The organism is Wolbachia endosymbiont of Nilaparvata lugens (assembly GCF_007115045.1).
Taxonomy (GTDB): Bacteria; Pseudomonadota; Alphaproteobacteria; order Rickettsiales; family Anaplasmataceae; genus Wolbachia.
The window spans coordinates 203,260-219,468 of the sequence record NZ_MUIY01000001.1 but is presented as its reverse complement, the minus strand read 5'-3'; the positions used below and the strand labels follow the sequence as shown (position 1 = coordinate 219,468).

Below are 16,209 nucleotides of genomic sequence, written 5' to 3'. Positions count from 1 at the left end.
CAAAATTCCTGGATCCCACCTGGGATGACACCAAATGAGCTACTCGCATTTTTGAGGACAATATTTGTACAGTTGTGTGTGTGCTACTAAAAGGGCGTCATTCAAGCAGCTGACACTGAAATCCAGAAAAGAAGTCAGTGTCTGGACACTGCCACTATGTTTTTATTTTGCCACTCTGCTGTGTAAACTTACTCCGCAATAACCTTTTTTTCTTTTAACAAATTTTGTAATTCACCTTTTTCATACATTTCGCGGGTTATGTCACAGCCACCAACAAATTCTCCCTTTATATATAATTGTGGAATTGTTGGCCAATCAGAAAAGCTTTTTATGGACTGACGTATTTCATCATTCTCAAGTATGTTGATGCATTTAAACTTTACATTCAAATTTTTGAGAATTGATACGACGAGCCCGGAGAATCCGCATTGAGGAAAGTCAGAGGTGCCTTTCATATACAGCACTACATCGTTTTCTGCTATGTCTTTTTTTATTTGTTCAAAGTTGTTCATAAATATCACCTTAATTTTAAGCTCCAGTTTCTAGTTGCAATGCATGTATAGACTGACCTTCAAGAGCCTTGTATACCATTCTGTGTTGTTCTATTTTTGTCTTTCCAGAGAAACACTTGGAAGTTATTTTTAAATGGTAGTGATCATCATCTCCAGCAAGGTCTTTAATTTTTATATCAGCATCAGGAAATGATTGTTTAATAATTTTCTCTAACTCGTGAATTGTAATAGTCATCAGTTTATTTTAATTATAAGTCTAAAATATGCAATTGATTATTGTGAAGACAATAGATTCAGCGTGCTGAGAGCACTAGCAAGACGAGATTTTAATTGACTTGCATACTCATTCCAGTCCTTTATTTCCTTTCTTGCTACACCTGAGGTAATTGCAGCTTTTGCAACAGCAGGAGATACTATAGAAATTAATCTTGGGTCAAATGGAGTAGGTATTATATATTCACGTCCATAGCTCATTTTACGACCACCATAGGCTGCAGATATCTCGTGCGGCACTGGCTCGCGAGCAAGCTTTGCTATTGCATCTGCAGCGGCAATTTTCATTTCATCATTTATTGTCGTTGCATATACATCAAGTGCCCCTCTGAATATGTAAGGAAACCCCATTACATTATTGACTTGGTTGTTATAATCTGACCTACCAGTTGCAATTATTGCATCTGGCCTTACAGATTTTGCAAATTCAGGCCTTACTTCTGGATCAGGGTTAGCAAGAGCAAAAATGATTGGGTCTTTACCCATGCTTTTTAACATTCCTTCACTGAGCACATCCTTTGCAGAGAGTCCGATGAATACATCAGCATCTTTTATGGCATCGAGTAGAGAACGTTCTTTAGTGTCAATTGCATATTTTTCTTTCCACTCATTCATATCCTCTTTTCTGTCTTTGTGTATTACTCCTTGTTTATCGCATAGTACTATGTTCTTAGCACCCATAGACTTCAGTATTTCCAAACACGCAATACCAGCTGCTCCAGCACCATTCATGATGATCTTTACATTTCCTAATTTCTTTCCAACAATATCGAGGGCATTTTCTACACCAGCTGCAACAACCACTGCAGTTCCGTGTTGATCATCGTGGAAAACTGGAATATCCATCAATTCATTTAGACGTTTTTCTATTATGAAACAATCAGGAGATCTTATATCTTCTAGATTTATTCCCCCCCAACTTGGACCAAGATACCTTACTGCATTGATGAAATCTTCTATGTTTTCTGTGTCAACTTCTATATCAATTGCATCAATGTCAGCAAAACGCTTAAATAAAACAGCTTTGCCTTCCATGACGGGTTTTGAAGCAAGAGGACCGATATTGCCAAGTCCCAGCACTGCGGTGCCATTTGAAATAACAGCTAAATAATTGCTTTTTGCCGTGTAATCATAAACAGCCTCAGGATTTTTAACTATTTCAAGGCATGGAACTGCAACACCAGGGGAATAAGCAAGTGATAGATCATGCTGTGTAGACAAGGGTTTTGTCGGTATTATCGATACTTTACCAGGTTTACTATTCCTATTGTGATACTTAAGTGCCTCTTGTTTTGCAGTGTTATCTAAATCATTACTCATTCTTATATTTTGAATTTGTCGTTAGTAATTTCCTAAGTATATGAAGTTTTTATGAATGTTCAACTATTAGCTTGTGAGTTGTACTTCGCTTCTGTATAAGTTTGTTATGCTGGATTAGAATTGCGATACATGTTTAAAAAAAATCTACCTAATTTACTCACAATTTCTCGTGCGCTCGCAATACCGGCAATAATATCAAGCTTTTATATAGAAAGTAAGTATGCAAGTCTAATAACAATATTGATCTTTATGTTTGCGTGCATTACAGATTTTTTTGATGGTTATTTAGCACGTGCATGGAAAGTCCAATCGAATTTTGGCAAGTTATTTGATCCAATTGCCGACAAGTTAGTAGTAGCTTCAACAATAATCATGCTAGTTTATAAGCACAAGATAGATGATATTACAATTATACCGTCAGTTATAATTGTTTGTAGGGAGATATTAGTTTCAGGTATGCGGGAGTTTTTGATAGCTACAAACGTTAGCCTACCTGTGAGCAAGGCTGGGAAAATTAAAACATTTTTGCAGATGGTTGCTATAGTAGCGTTAATAATGAGTGATTATGAAGCAACTAAATATATAGGTGTGGTTTGCTTATGGGCTGCGGCTGTTATGACTATGTGGTCAGGCTATAATTACGTTCTAGCTGGCATCAAACAGATTGACTAAATTACTTAAGAGCATACAAAGAAAGTTAATAATTTCACAATATTGACTGAGTAGTTAAAATCCTGTATAATGTATTAGTTTATAAATTAGTCAAGTTTGTATGACTGGTATTATTATAGATAGCTTTAATACTGAGTCTTCCTTTAAGGGATCAAGTTCTGAGAAAGATACTAAAATAGAGGATTTTTTTCGAGATTTCTGGTCAACAGTTGATGAAGAAGAAAAAAAGAGAAAAAAACTTGAGCAAGAATTATTAACACTTGAAGAAGGAAAAAAAAAGCAGAAGCTGGAACAGGAGTTATTAACGTTAAAAAAAAGAGAGCTAAATAGAAAATGTGTATCATTGGCAACAATGGTTCCATTTGCATTGCTGATGGCAATTGAGCTCGAAAAAACATGTAGCGATCAGGTATTACTTGGCCTTATAAGTAGCGCATTGAGCCATACTATATTACCTTTTACAACTTTATATCTTATTTGCACACTATATTTAATTTATAATAATAGAAAAATAGCAGAAAAAGAACGAGAGTTGGGGAATATTGAAGATGGAGAAAAAGAAAAGAGAGATATTCCTTATACAGTTGATGATTACTGTAACTATGCTGATGCTGCTTTAGTTACATTAGTTATTGTGGCTAGCATAGTAAGCGAAGCATTGGCACAAGGAATAATAGAAGACGTAGCTTTTTCAATTTCTAGTATATTCTACTTTGTAGCGAGTGCTACTTTTTGCTATTTTGAGTACAAGAAAAATAAAAATTCTGAAGTAGAAAAAGAGCAAGGCTTTGATGAGAAATTTGAAAAAAAGACAAGCAATATGTCTACAGCTAAGTTAATGCTTGCTGGTTCTTCTTTATTACTAATCAGGAGAATAATATTGATTTCTGGAGTAGCATTAGCATCATCTGCTGTTGGGCCTGCTTTAGGTCTGGTAGGTATTGCTCTTTTGATGGTCGGAAGTGGATTGATCATACATTCTTATATTAGAAAGCTAGAGAACGTAGAAGTGAGTGGAAAAGGTGTTCCAACAGGTGCTGGTATAGGTAATATACGGGAAGGGCAGGTTTTTGCTCGATGATAATGCCAAAAATTTGTTTATTTAGGTAATATTTAGTCTATACTTTATTTTGATCAAAAAAAATCTTATGTATAAGACTTTAATCATATGCTTTTTTCTCCTTATTTGCTCCTTTGTGCATTCGTATGGGGATGATCTGGAACACACTGAAACTGAACTATATGAGGAGGCAGTTAAGCTTTATGATCAGAAAAAATATAAGCAAGCTATTAGAGCATTTCAAAAGATAGAGGATTTGTATCCTTTATCTTATTGGGCAATGAAAGCAAAATTATTATCTGGAGTTTCTTACTATAATATGGGTAACTACAGCAGTGCTGCAAGTGATATGGATGATTATATATACGTTTATCCAAATGGTGAAGATTTGCCATATGTATATTACTTAAGAGTATTATCTTATTACATGCAAATTAATAAAGTGCAGCTTGGGCAACAAATTGCATATAAAACTTTAGAGCTAGCTACTGAATATATTAATCTTTTTCCGAATAGCGAATATATAGAAGAGATCAAAGAAAAAGAAAAATTAATCACAGAACATATATCAAAAAAAGAGTATTCTATTGGTGAATTTTACCTAAAGCGTGGTGAATATTTAGCAGCAATTAAGCGTTTTCAAAATATGATAAGCGATAAATATTCTTCTAGAGTTATTAGTTATTTAATAACAGCTCACTTAGCTCTTGGCCTTGACTTAGAAGCTGAGCAGTATGAAAATATGTTAGCAGAAGGGGTGAATTAGTTTTCTTATGGCTGGTCATTCACAGTTTTCAAATATAAAACATCGAAAAGGTGCTCAGGATGCAAAGCGCTCGCAAAAATTTACGAAGCTCATTAGGGAAATAACAGTTGCTGCAAAACAAGGGCTGCCTGATCCCGAACTCAATCCACGTCTTCGCTCTGCTATCTTTGCTGCGCGAAAGGAAAATCTACCAAAAGATAAAATAGAAACAGCAATAAAAAATGCAGCTGGTAACGTTGCTGGAGAAAGTTATGAAGAAATACAATATGAAGGCTGCGGACCTTCTGGTACTGCACTTATTGTTCATGCTCTGACAAATAATCGCAACCGAACTGCTTCTGAGATACGTTATATCTTTTCTCGCAAAGGCGGTAATTTGGGAGAAACAGGAGGTGTGAGTTACCTTTTCGATCATGTAGGCTTAATTGTCTATAAAGCAGAGGATATGAATTTTGAAGATTTATTTAACTATGGAATTGAATTAGAAGTATTGAATGTTGAGGAAAATAACAAAGAAGAATTATATGTTATAACTTGTGAAGTAAAAGACTTTGGTAAAGTACGTGACGCTTTCTATACAAAATTTGGAGAACCAGAACTTGCTCGTCTTTCATGGCAACCAAAGGACCTGATTGAAGTTAGCGACAAAGAATTAATTGATAAATTATCTATATTAGTTGAAGAGCTAGAAGATAATGATGATGTGCAGTATGTTGAAGGTAATTTTATTTTTGCTGATAAACTATGAGGCTGGTAATACTTCCACTGCTTTGTATTTTACCAGCATATTCAACTGAAACATTTGCGCAGAAAGACTATTATCATTCCAGTGCCCAGACACTGGAAATTGATTGTAAACAGCATGCTATACAACATTTTCGATTAAAAAATTGGTCAAGCACTGAAATGACACTAACCCACTCTCCAGTGTTATTCCAAGACGGGATCAGAAAAAAAAAAGCTGCTTTGGTGACAGAAAGTGATAGAAAGTTGTTATTCATATCCAGTGACATAAAATCCTCTTTTTTTGATGCAGGAGGTTTAGCGCCAGATACAATAATGAGATTAATCAGCATATATAAAGATTATGGTGTAGATTTTAAAAAAGACATTGTGCCCAAAAGCAAGTTGGAAGTTCTGTGTGAGAGTAATCAGAAGGCTGAAGAAAAAATTTTATATACTTCACTTACAACAAGAAATAAAGCTATAAGTTTATATTATTATGAGTCACAAAACGGCAAAGAAGAGTATTTTAATAAAGAGGGGATAAGCTTAAAGAGTTTCGTAAGTCCTTTAAATGGAGATTTTCGTATATCCTCGAAATTTGGTAATAGAAAACACCCTATTCGTGGTAAAGTTGTTTTTCATAAAGGAGTAGATTATGCAGCTAAACTTGGCGCTCCTATACACGCCACTGCAGAAGGTGTAATAGAATATATAGGAAAGAATGGTGGCTATGGGAATTACATCAAAATAAAGCACAACAATAAATATTCAACTTGTTACGCACATATAAGCAAATTTAGTAGCGATATAAAGTTAGGCTCTAAAGTAGAGCAGGGACAAATCATTGCTTATGTTGGCAGCACTGGTGTTGCAACAGGACCTCATTTACATTATGAAGTTATATATAATGGTAAACATATTGATCCGCTTACGATAGCTCATGGCAATGAGATAAAGTTGCCTGATCGTGAATTAAGAGAGTTTAAATTATTTGTAAGTAAGGTAGATGAAATAATCAGCAGAGAGGGTGCAAATGAAAAAGCAATCTGATGAAGACAGTACAGATAAAAATACAATAAATGATAGAAATCTAAGTAAAATTCGGGCTTTTCCTGTACTAATAGCGCTAGGGTTAATTTTATTGGTACTTTTTGTGTATGACAGCACAATTGCACTTGGAGTTGCTGCTGTTTCAATATTGACTTTTTCTCAAGGATTTTTCGTTAATGATCCTAATGAAGCAAGAGTGATAGAGTTTTTTGGTCATTATATTGGAACTTATTTTAAGTCTGGAATATGCGTAACGCTTCCATTTTCGAGTAAATATAGAGTTTCTTTGAAATTTCAGAATATCAATACAGAAAAAATTAAAGTTAATGATGCTAATGGAAGTCCGATAGAGATTTCAGTAGTAATTGTTTGGAGAGTGAGCAGTCCTGCAAAGGCGTATTATAATGTTAATAATTATCATGATTTTGTTTTTGTGCAAAGTGACTCGGTAATTAGAGAACTGGCAAGTAATTATCCGTATGATAGCGAAAACGATGAAGAATCTTTGCGTAAAAACTCTGACAAAATTTCAAATGAATTGCGGTCAATGCTACAACAAAGATTGAATATTGCTGGAATTGAAATTGCAGAAGCAAGAATATCGCATTTGGCCTATTCATCTGAGATTGCACAAGCAATGCTGAGGCGTCAACAAGCGCATGCCATCACCTCTGCAAGAAAGCATATAGTGCAAAATGCAATAGGAATTATCGAAGAAGTAATAGCCCATTTTGAAAAAAATAAAAGCTTACAATTGGATGGAAAACAAAAGGTTCAATTGATAAACAATTTGCTAGTTGCTCTGATCTCTGAGCAGGATGCACAGCCGACTATTAGTTTGGATAATAATTAGCATAGAAGCCGATAGAGTTTCATGAATGCAAGTCACTGTTAATTTCTTGATTAATAGACTAAATGATGTTATAAATTACACGCATTAGGGGTGCTCTAAAAAAGCTGAGAGTACATAAAGTACAACCCTTTGAACCTGATCTTGTTAAAACAAACGTAGGAAAATGTATGTATATAAATATTGAAGAATGCTTTGGCTTCATCGCGTTCATTACATCTCTCATTGGGTTATTGCCTCAAGTATATAGAGCATATATCACAAAACTTACTCGTGACGTATCGATGCTAATGTTGGTGAATTATCTTATTTGTTCATCATCTTGGCTTATTTACGGTATTTGTCAGGGTTTAACTTTTGTGATACTCAGTAATATTGCTGGATTAGTGATCAGTATAATATCAATTGTTCAAAAATGTTACTACGATGCAAAAACTGCACGAAGCGTTTTATAACCATATGCTACATTGTAGCGTGGAGCAAGAATATCGTTCTATTGTAGTACTAAATGGAGAAAGACCCGATTCATCGTTTTTTAAACAAGATATACCTGTTATTGCTGTAGATGGAGGAGCAAACAAGCTTCTATCAATTGGCGTAAAACCTGATCTTGTAATAGGAGATTTGGATAGTATAAATCCGAATTTACTTGCTAATTTAAATACAGTATATCTACCTGATCAAGATTATTGCGACTTTTCTAAAGCAATAGCTCACTTAAAAACAGTAAAGTTATTGCCATCAATAGTAACGGGTATTACTGGAGGAGCAATTGATCATATACTACAAAATATCAACATTTTTTCAAGTACAGATAGTATCTTTTATATGCCTTCGCCTTCCATGGTGGGGTACGCCTTACAAAAGGGTATTACCTGTTTTTCCTCTTTGCTAAAAAATACTAAAATATCTTTACTTGGTATACCGAAAGCTCAAATATCAACTAAAGGATTAAAATGGGAACTATGCCATAGTAACCTTGCTTTTCCAGGAAAGAATTCTTGCTTTAATCGAAGTCTAGGCAATGAGTTATCTATAGAAATACACAGCGGCGTGTGTTTAGCAATGATATATTTAGAAGCAGTAAATGATGATGGTGTGTATTGAGTTAAAATATTAAGAAAAAAAAGTAGAAAAACCGTGTTAACACTAATTCTAAAAACTACAGGCGCCTGTTGTTAGCTAAAGTAAAGGTCAAATATCTGGAATTCTGGACATAAAATCCTCCTGTATAAAAAAGATTCAGAATGTACACACAACAGATGTGGCTGAATTTTTATTGAAAAATTGGTTAAAAGGTCTGCAGACCGAGATAGATTTTGAGCTCTCTCAATATCTCTACCATCATTATAATGGTATCTTGAGTATGCGTAAGCAATTTTTTCATTAAAATAAAAAATTTTATTCTACAGCGCGGCTACTTGAATGACAAGGGCCACTCGGATGATAAGAAATGGATCACTGAAAAAAGTAGGTGTCATTCCAGCGTATGACGCTGTAATCCACTCTTTTCGTTAATCTCATCAACTTAGGATTACTTTTGTACCTAAAATCCCTAGATTCCAGTGGGCTTTGTTGCATAGGTCAAATAAAAAGAGCTGGCAGTTACTGACAAAATTCACTATAAGACAAGCATTTAACCTACTAAAGAAAAATATGCTACAAAAAATGAGAGTCAGTAACTGCCATGAATATAACAAATTTCTCCAAGAGGGGGGAAATATTTTTTATTACGTCAATGATGCCATAGAAAATTGGTACGAAAAAGGTCCAAAAATGGCTGTTGGCAACTATATTTATAGCGATAAGGTCGTGATTCTGGTTCACATAATAACTTATTTATTTAGAATAGGTCTGAGACAAACAGCGGGATTTATAGCAGGGTACCTTGAGCAAAACTTGCAAGTTATTACAGGCCTCAAGAAGGCTTAAAAAACTTAACATCAAAATTGAAGACATGATAAAAATAATACAGAAGATATTGAGATTGCCATAGATAGTACAATAATATTCCAGGTCATAGCAAGGCAAATGGTACAGATAGAAAGTATCGCCGCTATGAGCAAACAAGATGTAATGCTAGAGATAGGTAGCAAAAAAGTTATAGCAGCAAAATACAGTGGTGGAGTTTATTCTGACCACTATGTGATCTTATTGCAAGGATTGATGTTAATATAATATAAGCACACTATATGCAGACAGATCGAAAGAAGTTATACAAACTGTGCGATGAGCTTGACATAAAGACAAGGATTCCTCCGCAAAATAATGCAGTAGAGCATCCAAAGTTGGATTATATGGATGAGAGAAATAAGCTCATAAAGTCATATGATGAAGATGGTATGAAGAGGTGGAAAAAAGAGATAAATTATGGGAAGAGATCTTATATAGAAAGTTTTTTCTCGCGACTGAAGCAAACATTTTGGTTTAGTTTTAGAAACAAATCTGAGGTTAATCGTGAGAGAGCTCAAGTGTTATTTGCTTAACGAAATTACTGATATAGGCATGGCTAAATTTGAGATAGCTTCATTCCACGTTACCTATTATCCGAAGAGTGATGCAATAAAGCCATTCCAGTGTCACAAGCTGGAATAACAAGAAAAAGGGTACTGGCATGACATTAAATGATTTTCCTTATTTTAGCATTAAACGCGATGAAGAAAATCATTTATAATCGCTATAGCAACTAGTGTTGAAACCTGACGTGCTTTTTGGCTTGACAAACGAGAGTTTTTATTTGATTTGACAACAAGGGCTTCTAGATGACTTTGAAAGTAAATATTACCATGCTTATCTTCGATAGCTTCTATTACCCCGTCATTGGCAAATGCTGCAATTTTATATCCAAGTAGCTCTAGCCTTCTTCTATTCTCTGTAGTATTACTTACTGTACCTGAATGAGCATTCGGAAAATAAGTTGAAAACCAGCCATTTTGATTAGGTAGTAAAAATCTAGCTACCACTTTTTCCAAACGACTACCTGGAACAATTTTTATCTGCTGAAGAGGTATATTCTCTTTTTGTGCTGATTTTAAATGATTCTTCTCATCATTAACAACATTTGTTACTTTAATTTCTTTTGCATACATAATGTCTTGTAAACCACCGCATATGGCAAGCAAATGAATTGTAGGATTGTCATCTACTATTTTTACAATTGCTTCATTCACAAGCTGGCGGTAAGGGTTAAGAGCTGAATGAAAGTTATCTGAAATAAATATTCTGTTTATCTTTTGCTCTTTGATAAATTTTGCAACTTCAACTTTTATTCGATCTAGTATCAGCTTTTTTGCCAATATTTCATCTTGTTTTGCGAACTCTTCTTGGATTTCTTTTAGATTAATTATTTTGTCGTAGTCAATGAATATAGTTTTAACCCCAAAATTATTGAATATCTCATAGATATTTTGAGATTCATCTGTTTGCAATAAACCAACAATTATATTATAGTTTACTGCATTTTCCACTGTCAAAGCAGATAATTCTTTGTTTACTTTTTCACTATAAGCGATATTACTTAATAGTAGAAATGTAATTAATAGTATATTAAATATTCTATTGTAACATTTATACATTATTTCCTAAATAATTATATTAATATTATAATATATTATAGAACATTAAGAAAAAGAATGTGGCCTGAGCAGGAATCGAACCAGCGACACAAGGATTTTCAGTCCTTTGCTCTACCAACTGAGCTATCAGGCCAACTACGTACTTTCATTTTTAGATAAAAAACGTTATCATGTCCATCAAAAGTTTTTGAAGTATAGAAACAAAAAATGAACATTAATAACAAAATAGGAATTTATCCTGGTACATTTGATCCTATAACTTTGGGGCACCTTGACATAATAAAAAGAGCATGTAAGCTAGTCGATAAGTTAGTAATTGGTGTTGCAGAAAATGTTAACAAACATACTAGTTTCAACATAAATCTACGCACAAGCATGGCTGAAAATGAAGTGAAAGGACTAGGAATTGACGCAGATGTCATATCTTTCAATGGATTATTAATGAATTTTGCCAAAGAGCAAAATGCTTCTGTTATTATCAGGGGGCTCAGAGCAGTATCAGATTTTGATTATGAATTTCAAATGAGCTGGGTAAACTATAAACTCCTTCCTGAAATCGAAACTATATTTCTTCCTGCATCTGAAGATACTCAATTTATCTCATCAGGTTTTGTGAAAGAAATAGCGAGATTAGGAGGAGATATTAGCAATTTTGTATCAAAAAGTGTCCAAAGCGAATTGATTAATCTAAATAGGGTAAAAAATGGAGAATAAATATTTGTTGTTTTCTCCACTTCAAAGAGGTTATGCTTGATGTACAAAATACTATAAAATAAAGGAGCAGTATGTCAGAAGTGAGGGATAATAATCTAATAGTTTGCTGCCGTGGTGGTGAGAATGATGATGGTTCTGGTCATCCAGTAGTATATTTACATAAAGAAGGAGAAATGTATTGTCCTTATTGCAGTAAGCCCATGAGCGAAATAGTAAACTCCGAAGAATTTCAATCTGTTGAGGTGAAAGCAGTGAATAAAAAGGAAAGGACCAAAGGTTAATAGCACTTCATTCTTTAGCTTATGTAAATAGCAATAAAGGGGGCAGTAAAGATGAAACTGTCCATACGGTCAAGTACTCCTCCATGGCCAGGTATTATACCTCCACTATCTTTAACATTGTAAACTCTTTTTATGAGTGATTCAGTAAAGTCTCCAAGTTGGGCTAGAATAGCAATTGTAACGCCAATTATTGGGGAATAGAAAATTGGAAATAAACTCAAAAATATTGAGCCAAAAATTGTACACACTATTCCAGCTAAGACTGCACCAAAAAGTCCTAACCAAGTTTTCCCAGGGCTAATGATTGGACAAATTCTAGTTTTACCAAAATTTTTGCCGAAAAAATAGGCAGCAATATCGATGCTCCAAATAGTTAAGATAAGCCATACTAATGCATATTTTCCCTGTGGTAGATTATATAGGCATATTAGCGAGGCATTTGGTAGTGCGATTAATAGTAATGCGAAAATGTATAAGATTCTATTGCCCTGAGTTAGATTATACCATTCAAAAGAAGATAAAACTGCAATTGAAAAAATTAGTAGATAAAATGATAAATCACTGAAATATGTAGCAAAAGAAAATATGAGTAATATTACTATTGAGGACAATATTCTAACCATAAAGTTATTATCTACCATATTTTTTTTCTCTTTTTGTATAATCTTCTAGTGCTTTGGTCAAATCTTGACAAGAAAAATCGGGCCACAAAGTATCACAAAAATACAATTCAGCATAAGCTGCTTGCCATAATAAAAAATTGCTTAACCTTTTTTCGCCACCAGTGCGAATTAATAAATCCAATTTTGGCAAATCTTTAGTATACAGAAATTTTTCAAATTCCTCTTCCAATACGCAATCAATATTTCCTTTTATGACGTTGTTGATAGCATGTATAATTTCCTGCTTTGCTCCATAACTAACTGCAACAGTGAGTAATAGACCATCGTTCTTATGTGTCACTTCTTCTGCTTTTTTGATTTGATCGAATATTTTACTGGGCAATAGACTTAAATTGCCAATAAAATTTAACTTAATGTTACAATTGTAAATGAATTTCATTTTATCTTCATTAGTTAAAGTGGAGTAAAATAAATTAAATAGGTAGTCTGTTTCGTTTTCAGATCTGAGCCAGTTTTCCATGGAAAATGCATACAAAGTTAAGTAAGGTATGGCCAGGACTGTGCAATGCTTAGCAATATCAAATACAACCTCACTGCCTTTTCTATAACCATCAACTTTTACTCTTCCTTGATTGTTTGCCCACCGACCATTACCATCCATAATAATTGCTAGATGTTTTGGCAGAGATTCTAGATTCAACATTTGAATTCAACCTGTTCTAATTAGCTTAATGTCTATATCTCTGTATGAAACGTTCACTATATCACCCTAAAAACTATATTATTACTGAAAAATCATTGATAGTCTATACTCTACTCTATGAATAAAATTCTTTGAACCTTGGTGTTAGCTACCAGTGATTTTACCAAGAAAATATAGTAAAAATAGTCTGATATAGATGGTTTTACGATATAGTAAAATTATTATAAATAAATGAATTTAGTAGTGTTAGGAATACCTAGCTCTTTTATGTGGATTGATATTTTCAATAACCTGCTCTAGAGATAAATTATATAATTTTGACACAGGTTCTTCGCATTCAGTACATCCTTTGAATGTAGAGAGTGGTATAAGTGACTCTATATTTATGTCCCGCTCTTGAGGAAGATCTTTAACGTCTATGCCAATCCCTGGGAAAGGATATTTAGTATATATGCTCAGCTTTTGGGGAACATATTTAATTATATCTTCGCAAATACGTTCCTTGTTGTTCAAGTAATCGATATTAATATCTGTAACTTTACCAGCTCTACGCAGAGGTATAGCAAGCCTCAAAGACGACTTTACGCTAGGTTTAAAATTTTTAAATATACTTACAAACACCTCACCAGTAACATTATCCGTTATTGCTTTTAGCTCTTTAGTGTTAACAGAATTGATGTCCTTAACAGCATTTTGATCTTCTAGTACTTCTATAATATCTAGAAGACTAAACTTCTCACATATGAGTTCTGATTTCTCAGGAGCAATATTTTCTAGTAGTTTTATAATATCTTGAAGACTAAACTTCTTAAATATGAGTTCTAATTCCGTAGGAGTACTAGAGCCGATTCCCTTAACAATTTTCTGATTTTCTAGTAGTGTCTTAATATTGCTAGAACTAAACTTATTACATATGAGCCTTAATTTTTCAGGAGTAATATTTTCCAGTACTTTTATAATATTTTGAGGGATAAGCTCATAACTATAAAATAAGAGTTGCAATTCTTCAGTTTTATAATCAGAAATGTTATAAACAATTTTCTGATTTTCTAGTAGTGTCTTAATATTGCTAGAACTAAACTTATTACATATGAGCCTTAATTTTTCAGGAGTAATATTTTCCAGTACTTTTATAATACTTTGAGGACTGAGCTCATAATTATCAAATATGAGTCGCAATTCTTCACCAATTTTTCTATCAGTAGTGATGTTATAAACAATTTTCTGATTTTCTAGTAGTGTCTTAATATCGCTAGAACTAAACTTCTTATTATTACATATGAGTTCTAATTTCCAAAGAGTAATAGAGCCGATTACCTTAACAACTTTCTGATTTTCTAGTAGTGTCTTAATATCGCTAGAACTAAACTTATTACATATGAGCCTTAATTTTTCAGGAGTAATATTTTCTAGTACTTTTATAATATCTTGAGGACTGAGCTTATCATTACAAAATATGAATTCCAATTCTTGAATTTCATAATCAATAATGTTATTAACAGCTTTCTGATTTTCTAGTAGTCTCTTAATATCGCTAGAACTAAACTTATTAATTATGAAGTCTAATTTTTCAGGAGTAATATTTTCTAGTACTTTTATAATATTTTGAGGACTAAGCTCATAACTATAAAATACGAGTTTCAATTCTTGAATTTTATAATCAATGATGTTATTAACAATTTCCTGATTTTCTAGTAGTTTTATAACATCACTAAGAAAAAACCTCCTCTTTTCATCATTATTAAGTATGAATAATGCAAGTTTTTCATAACCAATAGAACAGATATTCTCAACAATCTCTTTCTTTTCTAGTAATTTTATAATCTTGTCATCGACACTAGTAGACCGATTACTATACTCACTATTACAAATAACTTTAAATGTTTGATTATCAATAAAACTGAGGTGCTTAACAATTTTCTGATTTTTTAGTAGTGTAATAGCATCGCTAAAACTAAACTCATTACATATGAATTCTAATTTCTCAGGAGCAATAGAATCAATTTCCTTAACAACCGCCTGATTTTTTAGTAGTCCCCTAACATTCATAAAACTGAACTTATTACATATGAGCCTTAATTTTTCAGGAGTAATACTTAGTACCTTTATAGTATATTGAATATCAAAAGAGCTACAAATATTAAACACGTGTTCCAATTCTTCATCATTATAGTAAGTTATATTAACAACAGCTGTATGATCTTTTAGTATTTCTATAATCTCTTCAGAACGAAACTTCTTAAGTATGTATTGCAATTTTTCATCATTAATAAAAAATTGGCACACAATAAGTCTATAAATTTCTAGTTTTGTTAGACCACTAAAAGCAATATTTTTACAGAGTTCTGATCTCTCATCATCCCTATTTTCTAATAGTTCTGTAATCTCTTCAGAAGAAAAACTATCATATAGGAATTGCCAATTAATGAAAGATTGTTGCTTAACAAATTCCTCGCAATCATTTTGATTTTCTGATGATGTTTCCATTTTTTTGCCATGAAGATAGGAATAACTTTTATCCTCCTTACTATCACTTTGACTTTTCGATGACATTGCCATCTCCTCCTTACTATCACTACTTTCGAATTCATTATTGGTATTGCAAACCTCCCCACCTTTTAGTATTTCTAGAATATTGCCCTCTAAAGGTATATCATTTAGCATGGAGCTAAACATTTCATCATCGTAATCATTGATGTTATTAACAATGCTCTTATCTGATAGTAATTCTTCAATACCTTTGCAACTAAACTTATTATTATACTTGCATAAGATTTTAAGTTTACTGTAATCCATTGAATTAATGCCATCAACAACTCTTTGAATTGATAATAACCTTCTGTTATAAGTCTTACATATCAGTTGAAGTTTTTCGTTATCTAAATCTTCTCCATTGCCTGCTTTATCAGAATCCATAATCTTATTTTAATTTACTTAGTATTTTAGTTTTAAATATCTAGAAAAAACAATCAAGCATCTTTAGCCAAACTTTCTAATAGATAAATTAAAAAAAATTGAACGTTTGGTAATGACGACATATGTGGAGAAGGATGGCAACCACCACAATTCGGGAACATTTAAAAA

The 16,209-nt window shown here is 33.0% G+C and carries 17 protein-coding genes, 1 tRNA gene, 1 pseudogene and 1 riboswitch; of the genes and pseudogenes, 11 read left to right on the top strand and 8 right to left on the bottom strand.

Features of this window, described 5'->3' with window-relative positions:
* Nucleotides 1-188: 188 nt before the first annotated feature.
* The 3 genes from grxD to BWZ41_RS01030 are packed head-to-tail and all read right to left on the bottom strand — an operon-like array spanning nucleotide 189 to nucleotide 2,105.
* Nucleotides 189-512, bottom strand: a complete 324-nt coding sequence (gene grxD / locus BWZ41_RS01040; RefSeq protein ID WP_143689110.1) for a Grx4 family monothiol glutaredoxin — start codon at nucleotides 510-512, stop codon at nucleotides 189-191.
* Nucleotides 513-528: 16 nt separating this feature from the next.
* A complete protein-coding gene (locus BWZ41_RS01035) occupies nucleotides 529-747 on the bottom strand; it encodes a BolA/IbaG family iron-sulfur metabolism protein (RefSeq protein ID WP_006012412.1) in 219 nt (72 codons plus the stop codon).
* A 38-nt stretch (nucleotides 748-785) separates the two neighbouring features.
* Nucleotides 786-2,105, bottom strand: coding sequence for a malic enzyme-like NAD(P)-binding protein (locus tag BWZ41_RS01030; RefSeq protein WP_143689109.1), 1,320 nt, complete (start codon nucleotides 2,103-2,105; stop codon nucleotides 786-788).
* A gap of 129 nt (nucleotides 2,106-2,234) precedes the next feature.
* On the opposite strand from BWZ41_RS01030, the gene pgsA reads away from it, so the two are divergent.
* The 9 genes and pseudogenes from pgsA to BWZ41_RS08630 all read left to right on the top strand — a co-directional run.
* A complete protein-coding gene (gene pgsA, locus BWZ41_RS01025; RefSeq protein ID WP_143689108.1) occupies nucleotides 2,235-2,777 on the top strand; it encodes a CDP-diacylglycerol--glycerol-3-phosphate 3-phosphatidyltransferase in 543 nt (180 codons plus the stop codon).
* Nucleotides 2,778-2,877: 100 nt separating this feature from the next.
* Nucleotides 2,878-3,858 carry a hypothetical protein gene (locus BWZ41_RS01020; protein ID WP_143689107.1) on the top strand — a complete coding sequence of 327 codons (981 nt, stop codon included), beginning with the start codon at nucleotides 2,878-2,880 and terminating at the stop codon, nucleotides 3,856-3,858.
* Between the two features lie 67 nt (nucleotides 3,859-3,925).
* Complete coding sequence (gene bamD, locus BWZ41_RS01015; RefSeq protein ID WP_143689106.1) at nucleotides 3,926-4,603, top strand: outer membrane protein assembly factor BamD; 678 nt, start codon at nucleotides 3,926-3,928, stop codon at nucleotides 4,601-4,603.
* 7 nt (nucleotides 4,604-4,610) lie between these two features.
* Complete coding sequence (locus BWZ41_RS01010) at nucleotides 4,611-5,351, top strand: YebC/PmpR family DNA-binding transcriptional regulator (protein WP_143689105.1); 741 nt, start codon at nucleotides 4,611-4,613, stop codon at nucleotides 5,349-5,351.
* The gene (locus BWZ41_RS01005) at nucleotides 5,348-6,379 is read left to right on the top strand and encodes a M23 family metallopeptidase (RefSeq protein ID WP_143689104.1); all 1,032 of its coding nucleotides are present in this window, start codon (nucleotides 5,348-5,350) and stop codon (nucleotides 6,377-6,379) included. Before BWZ41_RS01010 ends, BWZ41_RS01005 begins: the two co-directional genes overlap by 4 nt.
* The gene (locus BWZ41_RS01000) at nucleotides 6,363-7,232 is read left to right on the top strand and encodes an SPFH domain-containing protein (RefSeq protein WP_019236939.1); all 870 of its coding nucleotides are present in this window, start codon (nucleotides 6,363-6,365) and stop codon (nucleotides 7,230-7,232) included. The genes BWZ41_RS01005 and BWZ41_RS01000 overlap by 17 nt, the downstream gene beginning before the upstream one ends.
* A gap of 76 nt (nucleotides 7,233-7,308) precedes the next feature.
* Nucleotides 7,309-7,411: riboswitch (TPP riboswitch) on the top strand.
* Nucleotides 7,400-7,684, top strand: a complete 285-nt coding sequence (locus BWZ41_RS00995) for a SemiSWEET family sugar transporter (RefSeq protein WP_017532519.1) — start codon at nucleotides 7,400-7,402, stop codon at nucleotides 7,682-7,684. (Overlaps the previous riboswitch by 12 nt.)
* The gene (locus BWZ41_RS00990) at nucleotides 7,656-8,336 is read left to right on the top strand and encodes a thiamine diphosphokinase (RefSeq protein ID WP_143689103.1); all 681 of its coding nucleotides are present in this window, start codon (nucleotides 7,656-7,658) and stop codon (nucleotides 8,334-8,336) included. The genes BWZ41_RS00995 and BWZ41_RS00990 overlap by 29 nt, the downstream gene beginning before the upstream one ends.
* A 561-nt stretch (nucleotides 8,337-8,897) precedes the next feature.
* A pseudogene (locus BWZ41_RS08630) lies at nucleotides 8,898-9,758 on the top strand (transposase); the annotation flags it as partial.
* A gap of 116 nt (nucleotides 9,759-9,874) precedes the next feature.
* Here BWZ41_RS08630 and BWZ41_RS00975 read toward each other — a convergent pair.
* Together BWZ41_RS00975 and BWZ41_RS00970 are read right to left on the bottom strand one after the other, a co-directional pair.
* A complete protein-coding gene (locus tag BWZ41_RS00975) occupies nucleotides 9,875-10,804 on the bottom strand; it encodes a gamma-glutamyl-gamma-aminobutyrate hydrolase family protein (RefSeq protein ID WP_143689101.1) in 930 nt (309 codons plus the stop codon).
* Between the two features lie 60 nt (nucleotides 10,805-10,864).
* Nucleotides 10,865-10,937 (bottom strand) — tRNA-Phe (locus BWZ41_RS00970).
* A gap of 74 nt (nucleotides 10,938-11,011) precedes the next feature.
* On the opposite strand from BWZ41_RS00970, the gene coaD reads away from it, so the two are divergent.
* A complete protein-coding gene (gene coaD / locus BWZ41_RS00965; protein WP_143689100.1) occupies nucleotides 11,012-11,518 on the top strand; it encodes a pantetheine-phosphate adenylyltransferase in 507 nt (168 codons plus the stop codon).
* 71 nt (nucleotides 11,519-11,589) lie between these two features.
* Nucleotides 11,590-11,799 carry a zinc-finger domain-containing protein gene (locus BWZ41_RS00960; protein ID WP_143689099.1) on the top strand — a complete coding sequence of 70 codons (210 nt, stop codon included), beginning with the start codon at nucleotides 11,590-11,592 and terminating at the stop codon, nucleotides 11,797-11,799.
* A gap of 14 nt (nucleotides 11,800-11,813) precedes the next feature.
* On the opposite strand, the gene BWZ41_RS00955 is transcribed toward BWZ41_RS00960, so the two are convergent.
* From BWZ41_RS00955 to BWZ41_RS00945, 3 genes are all read right to left on the bottom strand, one after another.
* Nucleotides 11,814-12,440, bottom strand: a complete 627-nt coding sequence (locus BWZ41_RS00955; RefSeq protein ID WP_143689098.1) for a phosphatidate cytidylyltransferase — start codon at nucleotides 12,438-12,440, stop codon at nucleotides 11,814-11,816.
* Complete coding sequence (uppS, locus tag BWZ41_RS00950) at nucleotides 12,430-13,125, bottom strand: polyprenyl diphosphate synthase (protein ID WP_143689097.1); 696 nt, start codon at nucleotides 13,123-13,125, stop codon at nucleotides 12,430-12,432. Before uppS ends, BWZ41_RS00955 begins: the two co-directional genes overlap by 11 nt.
* Nucleotides 13,126-13,371: 246 nt before the next feature.
* Complete coding sequence (locus tag BWZ41_RS00945) at nucleotides 13,372-16,041, bottom strand: hypothetical protein (protein WP_143689096.1); 2,670 nt, start codon at nucleotides 16,039-16,041, stop codon at nucleotides 13,372-13,374.
* Between the last annotated feature and the right edge of the window lie 168 nt (nucleotides 16,042-16,209).

Excerpts from the sequence above, each read along its gene's own strand:
- BWZ41_RS01010 (WP_143689105.1), top strand. The coding sequence starts at position 4,611 with ATGGCTGGTCATTCACAGTTTTCAAATATAAAACATCGAAAAGGTGCT.
- grxD (WP_143689110.1), bottom strand. The coding sequence starts at position 512 with ATGAACAACTTTGAACAAATAAAAAAAGACATAGCAGAAAACGATGTA.
- BWZ41_RS00990 (WP_143689103.1), top strand. The coding sequence starts at position 7,656 with ATGCAAAAACTGCACGAAGCGTTTTATAACCATATGCTACATTGTAGC.
- coaD (WP_143689100.1), top strand. The coding sequence starts at position 11,012 with ATGAACATTAATAACAAAATAGGAATTTATCCTGGTACATTTGATCCT.
- BWZ41_RS00960 (WP_143689099.1), top strand. The coding sequence starts at position 11,590 with ATGTCAGAAGTGAGGGATAATAATCTAATAGTTTGCTGCCGTGGTGGT.
- BWZ41_RS01020 (WP_143689107.1), top strand. The coding sequence starts at position 2,878 with ATGACTGGTATTATTATAGATAGCTTTAATACTGAGTCTTCCTTTAAG.
- BWZ41_RS01030 (WP_143689109.1), bottom strand. The coding sequence starts at position 2,105 with ATGAGTAATGATTTAGATAACACTGCAAAACAAGAGGCACTTAAGTAT.
- BWZ41_RS00955 (WP_143689098.1), bottom strand. The coding sequence starts at position 12,440 with ATGGTAGATAATAACTTTATGGTTAGAATATTGTCCTCAATAGTAATA.
- BWZ41_RS01000 (WP_019236939.1), top strand. The coding sequence starts at position 6,363 with ATGAAAAAGCAATCTGATGAAGACAGTACAGATAAAAATACAATAAAT.
- BWZ41_RS01035 (WP_006012412.1), bottom strand. The coding sequence starts at position 747 with ATGACTATTACAATTCACGAGTTAGAGAAAATTATTAAACAATCATTT.
- BWZ41_RS00945 (WP_143689096.1), bottom strand. The coding sequence starts at position 16,041 with ATGGATTCTGATAAAGCAGGCAATGGAGAAGATTTAGATAACGAAAAA.
- BWZ41_RS00975 (WP_143689101.1), bottom strand. The coding sequence starts at position 10,804 with ATGTATAAATGTTACAATAGAATATTTAATATACTATTAATTACATTT.
- uppS (WP_143689097.1), bottom strand. The coding sequence starts at position 13,125 with ATGTTGAATCTAGAATCTCTGCCAAAACATCTAGCAATTATTATGGAT.
- bamD (WP_143689106.1), top strand. The coding sequence starts at position 3,926 with ATGTATAAGACTTTAATCATATGCTTTTTTCTCCTTATTTGCTCCTTT.
- pgsA (WP_143689108.1), top strand. The coding sequence starts at position 2,235 with ATGTTTAAAAAAAATCTACCTAATTTACTCACAATTTCTCGTGCGCTC.
- BWZ41_RS01005 (WP_143689104.1), top strand. The coding sequence starts at position 5,348 with ATGAGGCTGGTAATACTTCCACTGCTTTGTATTTTACCAGCATATTCA.
- BWZ41_RS00995 (WP_017532519.1), top strand. The coding sequence starts at position 7,400 with ATGTATATAAATATTGAAGAATGCTTTGGCTTCATCGCGTTCATTACA.